This is a genomic window from Syntrophomonas wolfei subsp. wolfei str. Goettingen G311 (assembly GCF_000014725.1).
Lineage (GTDB): Bacteria > Bacillota > Syntrophomonadia > Syntrophomonadales > Syntrophomonadaceae > Syntrophomonas > Syntrophomonas wolfei.
In genome coordinates this window covers 1,463,202-1,478,966 of sequence record NC_008346.1, presented here as the reverse complement: position 1 = coordinate 1,478,966, position 15,765 = coordinate 1,463,202, and the positions used below count along the sequence as shown (strand labels likewise).

General features: G+C 43.3%; 16 protein-coding genes. 15 read left to right on the top strand and 1 reads right to left on the bottom strand.

Going from position 1 to position 15,765, the window contains the following annotated elements:
* Positions 1-15 precede the first annotated feature (15 nt).
* The 5 genes from SWOL_RS06580 to SWOL_RS06560 all read left to right on the top strand — a co-directional run bounded on the left by SWOL_RS06580 (position 16) and on the right by SWOL_RS06560 (position 3,898).
* A complete protein-coding gene (locus SWOL_RS06580) occupies positions 16-804 on the top strand; it encodes a dihydroorotate dehydrogenase electron transfer subunit (RefSeq protein WP_011640691.1) in 789 nt (262 codons plus the stop codon).
* A 426-nt stretch (positions 805-1,230) separates the two neighbouring features.
* Positions 1,231-2,139: a dihydroorotate dehydrogenase gene (locus SWOL_RS06575; protein ID WP_011640690.1), complete on the top strand. Its 909-nt coding sequence runs from the start codon at positions 1,231-1,233 to the stop codon at positions 2,137-2,139.
* A 140-nt stretch (positions 2,140-2,279) separates the two neighbouring features.
* Positions 2,280-2,999 (top strand): orotidine-5'-phosphate decarboxylase, encoded by a 720-nt coding sequence (pyrF, locus tag SWOL_RS06570; protein ID WP_011640689.1) that lies wholly within the window; start codon positions 2,280-2,282, stop codon positions 2,997-2,999.
* Positions 3,000-3,002: 3 nt separating this feature from the next.
* Positions 3,003-3,578: an orotate phosphoribosyltransferase gene (gene pyrE, locus SWOL_RS06565; RefSeq protein WP_011640688.1), complete on the top strand. Its 576-nt coding sequence runs from the start codon at positions 3,003-3,005 to the stop codon at positions 3,576-3,578.
* 17 nt (positions 3,579-3,595) lie between these two features.
* The gene (locus SWOL_RS06560) at positions 3,596-3,898 is read left to right on the top strand and encodes a hypothetical protein (RefSeq protein ID WP_011640687.1); all 303 of its coding nucleotides are present in this window, start codon (positions 3,596-3,598) and stop codon (positions 3,896-3,898) included.
* A gap of 8 nt (positions 3,899-3,906) precedes the next feature.
* Here the strand turns inward: SWOL_RS06560 and SWOL_RS06555 are convergent, their stop codons facing one another.
* Complete coding sequence (locus SWOL_RS06555) at positions 3,907-5,712, bottom strand: Rqc2 family fibronectin-binding protein (RefSeq protein WP_011640686.1); 1,806 nt, start codon at positions 5,710-5,712, stop codon at positions 3,907-3,909.
* A gap of 399 nt (positions 5,713-6,111) precedes the next feature.
* On the opposite strand from SWOL_RS06555, the gene SWOL_RS06550 reads away from it, so the two are divergent.
* From SWOL_RS06550 to uppP, 10 genes are all read left to right on the top strand, one after another.
* On the top strand, positions 6,112-6,540 hold the full coding sequence (locus SWOL_RS06550; protein ID WP_011640685.1) for a hypothetical protein: 429 nt from the start codon (positions 6,112-6,114) through the stop codon (positions 6,538-6,540).
* Positions 6,541-6,655: 115 nt separating this feature from the next.
* Positions 6,656-7,456 (top strand): 4-hydroxy-tetrahydrodipicolinate reductase, encoded by an 801-nt coding sequence (gene dapB / locus SWOL_RS06545; protein WP_011640684.1) that lies wholly within the window; start codon positions 6,656-6,658, stop codon positions 7,454-7,456.
* Between the two features lie 243 nt (positions 7,457-7,699).
* On the top strand, positions 7,700-8,614 hold the full coding sequence (gene dpsA, locus SWOL_RS06540) for a dipicolinate synthase subunit DpsA (RefSeq protein ID WP_011640683.1): 915 nt from the start codon (positions 7,700-7,702) through the stop codon (positions 8,612-8,614).
* 15 nt (positions 8,615-8,629) lie between these two features.
* Positions 8,630-9,226, top strand: coding sequence for a dipicolinate synthase subunit B (locus SWOL_RS06535; protein ID WP_011640682.1), 597 nt, complete (start codon positions 8,630-8,632; stop codon positions 9,224-9,226).
* A 205-nt stretch (positions 9,227-9,431) separates the two neighbouring features.
* Positions 9,432-10,448, top strand: coding sequence for an aspartate-semialdehyde dehydrogenase (locus SWOL_RS06530; RefSeq protein ID WP_011640681.1), 1,017 nt, complete (start codon positions 9,432-9,434; stop codon positions 10,446-10,448).
* A 20-nt stretch (positions 10,449-10,468) separates the two neighbouring features.
* Positions 10,469-11,347 carry a 4-hydroxy-tetrahydrodipicolinate synthase gene (gene dapA, locus SWOL_RS06525; protein ID WP_011640680.1) on the top strand — a complete coding sequence of 293 codons (879 nt, stop codon included), beginning with the start codon at positions 10,469-10,471 and terminating at the stop codon, positions 11,345-11,347.
* A 539-nt stretch (positions 11,348-11,886) separates the two neighbouring features.
* On the top strand, positions 11,887-13,548 hold the full coding sequence (locus SWOL_RS06520) for a ribonuclease J (protein WP_011640679.1): 1,662 nt from the start codon (positions 11,887-11,889) through the stop codon (positions 13,546-13,548).
* Positions 13,549-13,754: 206 nt separating this feature from the next.
* Complete coding sequence (locus SWOL_RS06515) at positions 13,755-14,558, top strand: ClpP family protease (protein ID WP_011640678.1); 804 nt, start codon at positions 13,755-13,757, stop codon at positions 14,556-14,558.
* Positions 14,555-14,788 (top strand): YlzJ-like family protein, encoded by a 234-nt coding sequence (locus SWOL_RS06510; protein WP_041427444.1) that lies wholly within the window; start codon positions 14,555-14,557, stop codon positions 14,786-14,788. The genes SWOL_RS06515 and SWOL_RS06510 overlap by 4 nt, the downstream gene beginning before the upstream one ends.
* Before the next feature lie 89 nt (positions 14,789-14,877).
* Positions 14,878-15,660 carry an undecaprenyl-diphosphatase UppP gene (uppP, locus tag SWOL_RS06505; RefSeq protein ID WP_011640677.1) on the top strand — a complete coding sequence of 261 codons (783 nt, stop codon included), beginning with the start codon at positions 14,878-14,880 and terminating at the stop codon, positions 15,658-15,660.
* Positions 15,661-15,765: the final 105 nt, after the last annotated feature.

The following is a 15,765-nucleotide window of genomic DNA, read 5'->3' as shown; positions in this document are numbered from 1 at the left end:
TATGGAGGAATGGCGATGCCTTCTTTGGAGAAAGCGCGAATAATTAGCAATTCTAAACAATACCATAATCTTTATATAATGGAGATCGAGGCTCCGCAAACAGTAAAAGAGTGTAAGCCCGGACAATTTCTCCACATCCGTAGCAATCCCGGACTTGATCCCCTGCTCCGCAGGCCTTTGAGCCTTTACGATGTGGATAAAGAGGCAGCGAAGATTAGTCTTCTATACAAGGTAGTGGGCAAGGGTACGGCATTATTAGCGGACATGCTGCCTGGAGAAAACCTTGACATCATGGGTCCATTGGGCCGTGGTTTCTCCTTGCCAGAGTCAGCAAAAAAATGCCTGCTGGTAGGCGGGGGAGTAGGTATGGCTCCACTGCTCTACCTGGCTCGGGAACTAAGGCGGGGCGGGAGTGAGCTACTGGTTCTTTACGGGGTGGGAAATGAGAAAGAGCTGCTGGCCCTGGAACGATTGGAAGCTATCGGAAGCCAGGTGCAGATAGCTACAATAGATGGTAGCCGTGGTTTAAAAGGCCCATTGATTCCGCCGCTTTTCTCCGAAATATTAAGTGCTGAGCATATTGAATTTATCTATAGCTGTGGACCGGAATCAATGATGAAGCTCTGGCAGGAATGGGCAAGGATAAATCATATATCAGGGGAAGTCTCTTTGGAAGAATATATGGCCTGTGGTGTAGGAGCCTGTTTGGGCTGTGCCCGAAAAGCCAAGCCGGATAACGAGTTCTATGTTAAGATATGCCAGGATGGGCCAGTTTTCCGTCTGGACGAGCTGGAGTTGGAGTAGGAAATAAGCAAAAAAATTAATGACCTTTATACTGGTCATTAATAATTTTGCTATTGCTATTAAGTTTTTGCCAACAATAAGAGTATACCCTAATCTTATTAAAGGATTATTTTCTTCCGGTTAATTTTCGGTTAAGTTTATAATTGATTCCACTGCAAATAGTTATAAATATGCATTAGCGTGCATAAATATACCACTCAGCACCATAATAGCGAACGCAGGGTATGTAGGGAACGACCCCCGTGTCGTTCCGAATCAGGCGCAACAACCATAATAGCGACCGCAAGGCATAGTAGGGGCGGTCTTCGACCGCCAGCTTTCACCTTCGCCAAAGCTAATTTGTATATTTATGCAACTCTTATGCTATAATAAGGACTTTTTTTAGTGACACCATAGCTATATGATAAGGAAATGGGAGGTAATATCTTGGATTTAACGGTAAATCTGGGAGGAATAAAGCTGAAAAATCCGGTAGCAGTTGCATCGGGAACCTTTGGTTATGGTTTGGAGTACGCTGACTTTATTGAACCCGAAAAAATAGGCGCGGTAATAGTCAAAGGTACGACTCTTCACCCCCGCCCCGGGAATCCGGGTCCCAGGATTTACGAGACCCCGGCCGGTATGCTCAACGCCATCGGACTGGAGAATCCAGGTATCGAGGTTTTCTTACGGGAATACCTGCCCCGGCTACGCGAGCGACAGGTTACTGTTATTGCCAATATAGCCGGAAACAGCATCGAAGAATATGCTTTGATGGCTTCCCTCTTGCAAGGACAGGAGGGCATAGCAGGAATTGAGCTTAATATTTCCTGCCCCAATGTAAAGCAGGGGGGCATTCAATTTGGTACTGATCCTGAAACAGTACGACAGGTGGTAGCAGCAGTAAAAAAAGAAACTTCCCTTCCGGTAATACCCAAGCTTTCCCCCAATGTCACCGACATTGTAGCTATTGCCCTGGCTGCTGCCGACGGCGGGGCCGATGCCTTGTCCATGATTAATACCCTGGGGGGAATGGCTATTAACATAAACCTGAAAAAACCGGTTTTGGGCAATATTTTTGGAGGATTGTCGGGACCGGCGATTAAACCGGTTGCCTTAAAAATGATATATCAAGTATACCGGGAGGTTGACCTTCCTATACTTGGTGGTGGAGGCATAGTCAATCATATAGATGCTCTGGAATTCTTCATGGCTGGAGCTACAGCGGTTTCCATTGGTACCGGCAACTTTGTCAATCCCTGTCTCGCTCTTGAATTGCTTGAGGGTATTAAAAAGTATATGCAGGAGCAGGGTTTTTCCAGTATTCAAGAACTGGTCGGCATAGCCCATGCGTAGCGCCCTGTCGGGCACAACTGATGCTCCCTGCGGTCGCTATTAAGGACGCTGGAGCGGAATATTTATACAAGCAAATGCATAATTATTACTCTTTGCAGTGGAGTCATACTTATATAATCAAAAATTAGGAGGGAATAGATTTGCAGGCCCAAGAGAGAATTATATTAGCCCTGGATGTTGGTAGCCGGGAGCAAGCCCTGGCATTGGTTAAGGATTTGGCTCCTCATGTGGGGGCATTTAAAGTTGGGATGCAGTTGTTCAATAGCTGCGGCCCCAGTATAGTAGAAGAGATTAATCAATTGGGGGGACGGGTATTTTTAGATCTGAAGTTCCACGATATTCCTAATACCGTAGCTGCTGCCGGCAGGGTAATAACCCGTTTGAATTGCTTCATGTTTAATGTTCACGCCGCCGGAGGCCGGGAAATGATGCGCCAGGTAGTAGAAGAGGTGAAAAATGAGGCCAAAAAACTAGCGGTGGCAGCACCCTTATCCCTGGCTGTAACGGTGCTTACCAGTATATCGCAGGAGCAACTGGAAGAAGAGATTGGGGTTAAAGGAATGAAGCTTAAAGACCTGGTGGTCAAGTGGGCTCTTATGGCTAAAGAATGTGGAATCTCTGGTGTTGTTTCATCTCCGCAAGAAATCGAGGCTATACGGGCAGCCTGTGGCCCTGAATTTAAAATCGTCACCCCGGGTATCCGACCCGCCTGGTCGGAGAAAAATGACCAGAAACGGATTACCACGCCAGGTCAGGCCTTGCAGATGGGGGCTGATTTTATGGTCATCGGACGGCCTATTACTCAGGCAGCGAACCCGGTGGAAGCGGCTTTAAAGATTATAGGCGAATTGGAGGAATAAAAAATGTTGAGCAAGGAAGAAGCTACCAGGATATTTATTGATTCTGGAGCCCTTATGGAGGGTCATTTTCGGCTTACTTCAGGACGGCACAGCAACCAGTATATGCAATGTGCCCAGGTTCTGCAATATCCTAAATATACTGAGCAATTGGCGGCGCACATTGCGGAAAAGTTCGCTGCAGATAATATTGAAATAGTAGTAGGTCCAGCTATGGGTGGCATAATTGTGGCCTATGAGGTGGCAAGGCAATTGGGGATTACGGCCATATTTACCGAAAGACAGGAAGGTTCCATGGTATTGCGGCGGGGTTTTGAACTGCGTCCGGGTCAGAGAGTTTTGGTAGTGGAAGATGTAGTTACCACCGGTGGTTCGGTTTGGGAAGTAATTGAGATTGTACAGAAGGCCGGGGCCGAGCTGGCGGGAGTGGCTGTTCTGGTAGACCGTAGCAACGGTGAGGTTGACTTTAAGGTTAAACAAGAAGCAGTGCTGACCATGGATATTAAATCCTTTGCAGCTTCTGATTGCCCGCTTTGCCAAGAAGGAAAATTGCCAGTGATCAAGCCGGGCAGCCGCGCTTGAGGAAGGAGAGGCTGTTATTGCGCATTTTCTTAAATGGACAGGAGATGCATTTTGCCGAGGGTGGATACCAGTATGTGTTTTTGAAACCCTATAAGCGTTCACAACAGGAGACGATTCCTCAGGGAAGCGGAAAACTGCATATACAATTATATGACAACGGGGTGCAAATCCGCACCCTGATTACCCACGATGAAGTTAGCACCCTGGTAAATCGTGATCTGGCTATAGATACTAAGAATCAAAAGATATATATATTGGAGGAAGGAAGCAGGTATCAAAAAAACCTGGATGGTTCCGTAGAAATACTATCGCCGGAATAAACGGGCTATTAAATTTTGGGCAAGGACTGGAATTCGTTTTCTGCTAACAAACGGCTAACATTCTCGGAGCGAGGATTAGCTATTATCGTCCAATAATTATCGTAGATTACCATACCGGGTTTGGCCCCCGAAGGTTTGCGTACATTAGAACGGAAAGTATAATCTACCGGCACCTTATCCGCCTCTTTAGCTTTGCTGAAGTAGGCGGCCAGGTCGGCAGCTTCCTCCAGGCTATGATCAGGTACATCATTGATAGAGCTTATCATTTTGGGCAATTTGATTATCACATGAGTGCCCGGGATTTTACTGCTGTGTAGCCATAGATCCTGGCGTTCTGCCTGTTTCAGGCTTAAGAAATCATTTTGCTGGTTGTTCCGACCTACGAGTATTTCCAAACCGTCGGAAGACAGGAAACGACGAGGTTGGCTCTTAAGCAGTTCTTTACGAGCACGCTGGGTATGTTCTTTGACATAACCCTGCTTTTCCAACTCTTCTCTTATTTCTTCCACTATTTCTGGAGTTTCGGCCTGCGCTATCAAGACAATTATTGATTCCAGGTAATCAATTTCCTCCTGGTTGGAAGCCAGGAGTTGCTTCAGGTGCCTTATAGCATTACGGCTCTTGTTATAAATTTTGAAATATTTTTGGGCATTTTGAATGGGAGTATAACGAGGGTCCAGCGGAATTTCCACTTCCTCTCCCTGATAAAAATCTTCGATTATAGCAGTTTTATCCCCTTTTTGAAATTTAAAAGCATAAGCAGTGAGCATTTCGCCCCATTCTTTATATTTCAGCTTTTCATAGGCCTTGGCCAGGTCACCTTCCTGGAAAAAATGTTTTTTATAAGCTTTGTCCAGGCGGATCTTAATATTTCTGCTCAGGTTGACTTTCATCGACTCCAGGCGAATCATTTTTAAGCTGTCATTATAATAACGATCGCAGGCTTCGTTAATGCTGGAAAAATTGAGGGACTTATAGCCGGATTCATTTAAAGATAGTATGGGGTAGGGAGCAAACTCAAGCGGTTGCAAATTGCTGTAGATGGCAACTGGGTGCAGCTTAGCCTGCTCGATATTCTGTAATACCGTCCTACTGTGATGAAATAGCCTGGAGAATTCAAGTTCACCACATTGATCAACTGGCAACAAGGGATCAAGACCAGCAGACCAACAGAATTCACCGGATGAAAAAGGGCTTATTCCCGAAAAAACCTGGAAAAATGAATTAGCCAGAGTATTATTACTCCCCTGTTTCCACATCAACTGGACAAAGTCTTCATAGCTAGCTTGGAGAGGGTTAAGCTTACCTTGCTGGGGTGGGCTTACATACTCTTTGCCGGGTAACACTTCCCGGTGGGAACTCCGGTCATGACCATATTTTTTTATAGCATCAATTATCAGGTTGTTTTCCGGGTTTACCAGGATAATATTGGAATGCCGACCCATAAACTCACAAATCAAGCGCTTTATTTTCCACTCGCGAAAATCATCCAGAGCTTCAATATCGATGTGAATAATTCGTTCAAAATCTACTTGTTTAATCTCCTGAATTTTGCCGCCTTCCAGATATTTGCGCAATAACATGCAAAATGCCGGGGGTTTGGTTGGGTTGGGTTTTTTTATACTATCAATATGCAATCTGGCCCAACGCGAGTTGGCGGAAAGCATTAAGCGCAAGCTCCCGCTTTTTACAGTTCTAACGGATAAAACCAGATCATCCTTCTCAGGTTGAAATATTTTATCTATTCTGGCCCCATTCAATAGGGGATTTAATTCCTGGCAAAGTGCCCGGATAGTAATACCATCAAAAGGCATAAATACTACCTCCCTGTCAGCAAAAGTATAGCATGGTAAAACAATTTGATACAAATCGGAATAAGGAATTTTGCGCTAAAGGAATAATTAATATTTAGTCGAATTAATAATACCAACAGCAGTTATAGTTCAAACTATAGGTAAAATACAATCTAGTATTTATGGTTCATAATGGGTGTAAATGCAGGAAGCTTAACAATAGTAAACACTTTAAAGCATCAGCCTGCTTTAACTGCAACGAGGTTAAATGTCCCCCACTGCTTTAAGCAGCCGGGTTCATATTAAGAAAACAGGCGGCGGTTTCTAATCACCAACCCATTGCAGCACTGTATTGAAACTGCTCCGCAGTTTTTTCCGATGCTTGAAGAGTAAGATTTACTTCCAGGGAGGGACTTTACAATGAATGAATTGTTAAAAACCCTCTACCAAGATATATTACAGCAAGTAATGGTATTGGAATCATGCAAAAAGGAGCTTAGTATCCAAATTCTTTTGACAAAAGAAGGTAGTAGCAGGCGACTGGAGTTAATATTGCGATTTCTAAGCTACGATCTGGATAAACATGAGCTTTTAGAACATGCAGCCGTGCTCGCCATGTCCAACCAGGCAGATATCATATTGGAAGACTTGCAAAGACTCTATGCCTATACTGATGGGAATGATTTAATCGAGCAAATTAGAGCTGAAATTAAATTCCTGCAAAGATTTGTTAACACTATCAAGAAGTCGATAAAGCATCCCAATTCGCGAACTTTTTATGAACGGCGGATGATTCAAGAAATAAGTAAATATGTGGTTGAGCAAGCCAGGCAATATAATGCCATGTGATCAAAGTTAAACCTGAGCAGAGAGCACTTCATACTGGGGTACTCCAGTCAAGCTCTGCTGATTATTGTGGTAAATTATTATATAGGATTTTTGATAGTATGCGGGAGGTTTTATTATGAAGCAAAAGGCCAGGGTAATAGTAGCGGGGGCCCTGGGGAAAATGGGGAAGGAAACACTAAAAGCCATTGCCGGGGACGAGGAACTTGAATTGATAGCTGCGGTGGATATTAAGGCCAAAGGGGAAAAAGTAGCTGATTTAATTGGCATTGCTGGTTTGGATATAAGTCTGGAAAACGACCTTGATGAGGTTTTGGAAAACTACCAGCCTGATGTATTGGTGGACTTTACCAACCCCCAGGCGGTTTTCAATAACGCTAGAAGCGCTTTAAAAATAGGAGTATTCTGTGTAATTGGAACAACAGGATTAAACGAAATTGAAATCAAAGAACTGGAGAAGCTGGCGGGAGAAAAGCAAGTGGGGGTAGCCATTATCCCTAACTTTGCCATTGGGGCCGTATTGATGATGAAGTTTGCCAGTGAAGCAGCTAAGTACTTTCCTGAGGTGGAAATAATTGAGCTGCACCATGACCAGAAAATGGATGCCCCTTCAGGTACTGCCATTAAAACCGCCGAAATGATAAATGCGAATCGACCCTTGAGACCTCCCAGGAATGTGCGGGAGTTTGAGAAAATTGCCGGTTGCCGCGGGGGAGACCTGGGCCAGGTAAGGATTCATAGTGTTCGTTTACCTGGTTTAATTGCCCACCAGGAAGTAATTTTTGGAGGTGCCGGTCAGGGCCTTAAAATAAGACATGATTCATTTGATAGAGCCGGCTTCATGCCAGGTGTAGTAATGGTAATCAAAAAAATACTCCAGCGTAAAGAACTGGTCTATGGTATGGAAAATTTGCTCTAAGACAAAATTTTAGGAACTGGTCTTTCATGAGATTTCATAAAAATGACTTGTAAAAAGGCTACAGTCAACTTTTATTCGACTGTAGCCTTTTTAATTTCAAAGTGCATTCTAAAAGGATTTATCCCTTCTCACATCTCCCCCAAAATAGCACTTTCATGGCTTGAGACAAGCACCACTATTATGAAAAATACATATAATGCTATTGATTGTGGCTGCAGATTTATCCCCAAAGGAGGACGGAGGGTGAGTTCGCTGCTTTCAGGAACTAAAATTGCTGTTTTGGGCGGAGATGACCGGGAGCTAATTCTAATATCTGAACTGGTAAAAAGGGGAGCCATTTTAAAAGTTGCAGGCTTTCCCAGTTCCAAATTATGCGATGGAGCTTCTGCTGTTAATAGTGTAGAAGATGCCTGCCGGGAGGCAAAAGTCGTAATTTTACCCCTGCCGGGAACCAGTTTAGAAGGAATTATTCGTGCTGTCTATGCTGAGGGAGAGCTAAAGCTTAGCGAAAAAGCGATAGATGTTTTAGCGGAAAATGCCCTGGTCATTATTGGTTCGGCGCGTCCATTTCTCAGGGAATGGGTAGGAAGATATAAACTGCGTCTACTGGAAATTGCCGAGATGAATGATATCGCCATAATGAATTCTATTCCTACCGCCGAAGGAGCTATACAGATAGCCATGGAGGAGTCAAAGATTACGATCCACGGGAGCAGGAGTTTAATTGTTGGATTTGGCCGGATTGCCATCACTCTAGCACGCACACTCAAAGCTCTAGGGTCAGATGTTACGGTAGTGGCAAGAGATGAGGGGCAAATGGCCAGGGCCTATGAAATGGGCTGTAAAAGAGCCGGTTATTCTGAGTTGGCTGAAGCTATAAGGCATAGTGACTTTGTTTTTAATACTGTTCCCAGCATGGTTATAAACAGAAATGTCTTAAAAAAGGCCCAAAGCGAAGCCTTAATCATTGACCTGGCTACCCAGCCCGGAGGTACTGATTTCGAAGCAGCCAATGAATATGGTTTTAAAGCAATATTAGCTCCCGGTCTTCCAGGTAAAGTGGCGCCGATTTCGGCTGGTAAGATTCTAGCTGAGGTGGTTCCCCGTTTAATAATAAAAGAGCTGGCTAAAATGGGGCAGAATCTAGTTTTGGAATAAAGAGGAGGTGGCAAAATGCAAAAATACCGCTTAAGGGGAGTAAAAATAGGGGTAGTTCTGACTGGTTCGCATTGTACTATTGCTGAAGCGCTCCCTCAGATTAAGAATCTAAAAGAGGAAGGAGCAGATATATACCCTATATTCTCTTATACTGTTAACGAGGTAGATAATCGTTTTTATAAAGTAGATGATTTAAAAAAAGAAATAAAAGAAATTACTGATCGGCCTTTGATTAATAGCATTGTGGGGGCTGAACCAATTGGACCTCAAAAACTCCTGGATATTGTGATAGTTATGCCGGCTACCGGTAATACCATCGCCAAGCTTGCCAATGGAATCGTTGACACTCCTGCATTAATGGCAGTAAAAGGCCAGCTAAGGAACCAGAGACCGGTGGTAATCGCTATATCCACCAATGATGCCCTGGGCATAAATGCCAGGAATATAGGAATGCTCATTAACACGAAAAACATATTTTTTGTTCCATTCCGGCAGGATAGCCCACTGGAAAAGGTCAATTCGCTGGTTGCTTGTATGGAAAAGATAGTTGATACGGTAGTCTTAGCTCTACAAGGTAAACAAATACAACCAGTACTCCTTGGCCCTGCTTGATACTAGTAAGAAAAGTCGTCGGGCGTCAGACGTCGACGTTGGGAGATGGAAGACCTCTTTTCATCGCTGGTTGTGGCCCCCGGCCATGGGGGGTTAGTAAAAATAAATTTGTTTGCTGCCTTTATCACAAGCGTCCCATTTTCCTTGAGAATGGAAGAAGCATTGTGCTAAAATACAGAATAACATTTAACGGGAGGCAGGATTTGTGACAAAGGGCGTTAGACTTGCTATAGTTGGAGCAACAGGTGCTGTAGGGCAGGAAATGATGAAGATTCTGGAAGAGCGAGAGTTTAAAGTTAAGGAGCTAATTTGCCTGGCTGACCCTCGCGAAGAAGGAAACAAAGTGAGATTCAGAGATGAAGATCTTACGGTTAAAGCAGCTAATGCTGCGGCTTTCAAACAGGCAGATATAGCTTTATTTGCGGTTAATACTGATATAAGTAAGGCTCTGGCTCCTCTGGCCCGGGAGAATAATTGCCTGGTAATTGATAACAGTTATGCTTTCAGATTGGAGGAAAATGTGCCTCTGGTAGTTCCCGAGGTAAATCCGGAAGACATTGCTAAGCATCAGGGTATTATTGCTAATCCTAATTGTTCTACCACCATTATGGTAGTAGCGTTAAACCCTATTCATAAGGCAGCCCGCTTAAAAAGGGTATTGGTGTCGACCTACCAGGCGGTTTCTGGAGCCGGAAAAGCTGGAATCGATGAGCTTGAACAGCATGTTCGGGCCTATTTGGCTGGAGATGATATAGTTCCTGAGGTTTTCCAACATCCCATAGCCTTTAACCTGATTCCGCATATTGATGATTTTCTATCAGATAATTATACCCGCGAAGAAATGAAGTTGGTTTGGGAGACCCGCAAGATAATGCACGCTCCGGATTTGAAGATTGCTGCTACGGCAGTTAGAGTTCCGGTATTTAGAAGCCATTCCGAATCCATCACGGTGGAGACGGAACTACCACTAAAGGTAGATGAAGTTAAAACGATTTTCTCCCAGGCCCCTGGAGTAGTATTACAGGATCAACCGGAAAACAAACTATATCCCATGCCCCTTTATACTTCAAATAAGGATGAAGTCTATGTAGGCAGGATCAGGCAGGATTTGTCTTTAGATAATGGCATTCTCTTTTGGGTGGTTGCCGACCAGATTCGAAAAGGAGCAGCTACTAATGCAATACAAATTGCAGAAATAGTGGTTAACGATAGTCTTTATTAAATTGGAATGGTGGTGAATAAATGTCAGCTCCCCGCTTAATGACGGCTATGGTTACTCCCTACGGGGATAACTTGGAGGTAAACCTTTCCCAGGCGGCCAAACTGGCCGAATACCTATATGAAAATGGCAGTGAAGGTATTGTTGTTTGCGGTACAACCGGTGAATCCCCGGTTCTAAGTGCTGATGAAAAGCTGCAGCTTTTTGCGGCAGTAAAAGAAAAAATGGGGAAGAGGATTCCAATATGGGCCGGTACCGGGTCCAATTATACTGATTACTCAATCGAACTGAGCCGCAAAGCTGAAAAAACGGGAGTAGATGGAATTATGCTGGTTACTCCCTACTACAACAAACCCAGTCAGGAAGGCCTTTACCAGCATTTTAAGGCGATAGCCGGCAGTGTTTCCTTACCCGTAATGCTATATAATGTTCCTGGGCGTACGAGTTGTAATCTTCTTCCTGAGACGGTTAAGAGGCTGGCGGCTATTGATAATATTGTTGCTATCAAAGAAGCCAGCGGGAATATGGATCAGGTTTCTCTCTTGAAGAACCTGGTTGGTGATGATATTCTGATTTACTCCGGTGACGATTCGCTTACCCTTCCTATGCTGGCACTGGGTGCGTATGGCGTGGTAAGTATCGCTTCTCACCTGGTAGGCAAGAGAATGATAGAAATGATAGATGCCTTTGCCAGCGGTGACAACAAAAAAGCAGCCGCTATTCATGGTAAACTTTTTCCGCTATTCAAAGCTTTGTTTGTAACTACCAATCCCGTTCCTCTCAAAGAAGCCTTGAATATGCTGGGAATGGAGGTAGGTGGTTTCCGACTGCCTCTGACCGCTGCAACAGATAACGAAAAGAAGCAAATAAAGGATATATTACTCCAGTATCATTTATTATAACGAGGTAAATATGTCCCCCACTTCTTTAAGCGGCCAAAGTTCCTATTAACAGAACAGGCGGCGGGTTCTAATCCTACGACTCGTTACAGCACTGTGTTGAAACTGCTCTGCAGTTTCTTCCGCTTAAAATGCAATAACTACATAGCTAAGTAAGACAAGGGTAGATAACTAATCTACCCTTTTTTCTTAAAGGCATTTTAGTAAAGGATTGATCTTGAATACTCCCCTTATTTGAGCATTTATTGAGTTGTATCAGGCCTTGTAAAAGGTTATAATGAGTTTGAAGGATTTGGACGGTATTTTATTTTTGCATTAAACTGGGTTTCTTCTGGGTAATAGCCTTAGTTACTGTGCTTTTAAAGCTTAATTAAACTTAATTAAATATGGACGGTTTTAACAAAAGCTAATATGATTCAGGGATATAGGTAAATCACAAAGACTTCCGTTTTTAAAGGAAATGAACGGTGATTATATCTTTTACATAAAAGTGCGGTTATTGCGGCTTAGATTTGGAAAGTTGAATAAAAGAGGGTGTTTTGATGTCTGAAGAGTCCCGTATTAAAATAATTCCCCTGGGCGGATTGGGGGAAATTGGGAAGAACATGACGGCCATCAGATATCAGGATAGCATTGTAATTATTGATGCCGGGCTTATGTTCCCCGAAGAAGAACTGCTGGGCATTGATATAGTAATTCCTGATATTAGTTATCTGATGGAAAATAAAGATAAGGTAAAGGCTATATTGCTCACTCATGGTCATGAGGATCATGTGGGAGGACTTCCTTATGTTTTGAAAGAAATAAATGTACCCGTGTATGGCAGCAGATTAACCCTGGGAATAGTTGAAGAAAAGCTTAAGGAACATAACCTGGGGAGTGTCCAACTGCAGGTTGTTCGTCCCCGTGATGTAATATCTATTAGTCCTTTTGAAGTGGAATTCATTCGGGTCAGTCATAGTATTCCTGATGCTCTGGCTATAGCTTTGCATACCCCGCTGGGAATAGTACTGCATACTGGAGATATCAAACTTGACCAGACGCCGGTTGATGGTGAAGTAGTGGACTTTAGAAAATTCGCCGAACTGGGCGAAAAGGGTGTGCTGGTAATGCTGGGTGATAGTACTAATGCTGATAAAAATGGATTTACCATGTCAGAAAAGGTAGTGGGTAATACCTTTGATGAATTATTTGGCAAATGCGAAGGCCGTATAATTGTTACCACCTTTGCATCCAATGTTCATCGTATCCAACAAGTAATCTCCACAGCTCAAAAATACGGGCGTAAAGTAGCCGTCGTAGGACGCAGTATGGTCAATAATGTACGTATCTCCAGTCAGCTTGGCTATATGAATATTCCTGAGGGAATCTTGATAGAGATGGAGGATATTGGGAAGTATCCTGCCGGTGAAATAGTTATTGTGACCACTGGTTCGCAGGGTGAGCCCATGTCTGCTCTTACCCGGATAGCCACGGCGGACCATCGCTGGGTAGCTATAGAACCCGGGGATACAGTTATTATTTCTGCGACCCCTATTCCCGGAAACGAAAAATTGGTGGCGAAAACGGTTGACCTCCTCTTTCGTCAGGGTGCAGAGGTGATATATGAAAAAGGGGCAGGAGTACATGTCTCTGGGCATGCTTCCCAGGAGGAATTAAAAATTCTGCTGAATCTTATCCGGCCCCGATATTTTATACCTGTTCATGGTGAATACCGGCATTTAATGAAACATGCTAAACTGGCTGAAAGTTTAGGCATACCGAGATCGCGCATTTTTGTTGCAGAAAATGGCCAGATAATTGAGGTAGGTAAAAAGAAAGCTGTTATCAGTGGAAAGGTAGCAGCTGGAAAAGTGCTGGTGGATGGGTTAGGCGTAGGAGATGTGGGTAATATTGTACTTCGCGACCGGAAGCAGCTTTCTCAGGATGGTATCATGATCGTAGTGGTTACAATAAACAAAGATTCTGGTGAAGTAGTAGCAGGCCCCGATATTGTAAGCCGTGGTTTTGTATATGTTCGAGAATCCGAGAGACTAATTGAGAATGCTAAAGAAAAGGTCAATGAGGCTCTCGAGATATGCTCCAAGAGGAATATAAGTGAATGGGCCGTTATTAAAGCCCAAGTTCGTGAAAAGTTAGGCAAGCACCTGTTTGAAAAAACGGGGCGTCGCCCCATGATATTGCCAATTATTGTAGAGGTTTAATATAAGGTTGTATATCGCGCTGCATCCATGCTTCGCCAACACTCGCTATGTATATTTATGCAACCCTTATGCAACAAAAGGTTTTTTTGCTGGGAGTCATCATAAGGATTAAGTAAGAAAATAGGGTGTAGGCGCAGAAGGACGAAGTTGTCAAAAACCCCGTCCCCGTGTCATTCTAAAACAGAATTAAAAGGGTCAGACTGTAATTGCTGGAACATTATAGCCTGACCCCTTATTTTTATGGTATTATTTTTTCGCTCGGGGTGATGCTAATAAAAAGAAAATATGTTTTAAGAAGGGAGCAAGGTGTTTTGCAGCAAAACCCTAATACAGCACATAGTGAAAATGAACAAAAAGTAGAAAACATCAAAGAACTGGGACAGCTTGAAGTACCCAGTTTTAAGAGCGACATCCATTGTTTGACCATTTCTGGTCAGGTTGAAGGCCATATGGTACTTCCCCCCCAGAATAAAACTACCAAATACGAACACATTATACCGCAACTGGTAGCAGTAGAGGAAAATCCACAGATTAAGGGACTGTTGGTGGCCCTTAATACTGTTGGTGGGGATGTGGAAGCTGGTCTGGCTCTGGCCGAAATGATTGCCAGTCTGTCCAAGCCGACGGTATCCATAGTTCTAGGAGGCGGGCACTCTATAGGCTCTACCATTGCCGTTTGTACAAATTATTCCTTTATAGCGCCTTCAGCTACTATGACAATTCATCCCATAAGGTTAACCGGATTGGTTATTGGCGTACCTCAGACCTATGAGTACCTGGACAAAATGCAGGATCGGGTGGTTCGTTTTGTAGTAGAGCATTCTAATATAAGCGAGGAAAAATTTCGTGAATTGATGTTTAGAATGGGAGATCTCGCCCGTGATATTGGTACTGTCCTGGTAGGTAAGGATGCAGTTGATTGCGGTTTAATTGATCAGGTGGGTGGCATTAAAGATGCTCTGAACAAGATTCATGAATTAAAGAATGCATCCGGGGGAATGGTACAATGATATTTTATACACCCGAACCTATAGAATACCTTGCTCTTGGCCAGGAATTAGGAGAGTCTGTAACTCTAAAGCTTCCATCCGGAGGCTTAATTAATGCGGTGAGCGATGAGTTCAAGCAATTAAGGATTATTAGCATAGTAAGCACTGACCCCCTGGATTATTTAAATAGCAAATACCAACCCGGAACAATTATTTCTATGCAGCCGGATTGGGAAAATACAAGACCTTGATAGCAGCGTGACAAATGTATTTTACAGACATTAATCGGGTGCAATATGATATAATCTAAAAAGTGTTTTTTTAGGGGGAGAGAGAGAATTTGACGTTATTTCAGGCTTTTATTTTGGGTGCGGTGCAAGGACTAACTGAATTCCTTCCCGTAAGTAGTTCAGGCCATCTGGTTATTTTCCAGCATATTTTTGCGATTGAGGAACCACCCTTAACTTTTGATGTTTTGGTACATCTTGGTACATTAATCGCGGTATTTGTCGCCTTTTGGGACGATATTTGGGGTATTTTGAAAAAGCCGTTTTGCCGTTTGACCTATCTGCTTATTGTGGGATGTATTCCTGCTGGATTGGCTGGTTTTCTTCTGGCGCCGTATTTCGAAAAAGCCTTTGAATCTCTTCTAGTAGTAGGAATTGCCTTGATTTTTACGGGAATATTGTTAAGTTTGTCTGAAAACCTGTCAAAAAAACATTTTGGTTTAAAAGAAGCGGATGAGACCGGATTTTCTGATGCGATTTTTATTGGTATTCTTCAGGCCCTGGCTATTATACCAGGTTTATCTCGCTCAGGTTCGACTATAGCTGCCGGTTTAATAGCTGGCCTGGATCGAGAATTTGCGGCGCGATTTTCTTTTTTGCTTTCTATCCCGGTAATAATCGGTGCAGCTATTTTTGAATTAAGCGATGTATTTGTTACCGGAATTGCTGCCAATAATATCTTGCCTTATATTTTAGGACCGCTTACAGCAGCTATATTTGGATTTTTTGCCATTAAGGTCGTTTTAGGCCTGGTACGAAGGGGAAAATTGTCATATTTTTCTTACTACTGTTGGATTGTAGCAGCGATTACGCTATTCTGGTATAATTTAGGGTGATAAAAAAGCGGGAAAGCGGGGGGCAAGCCCCTGTTTTTTTATTTAGAGGAAGGATTATACCAATTATTGGCGAAGATATTTACAGTATTTAATATGATAAAGTAA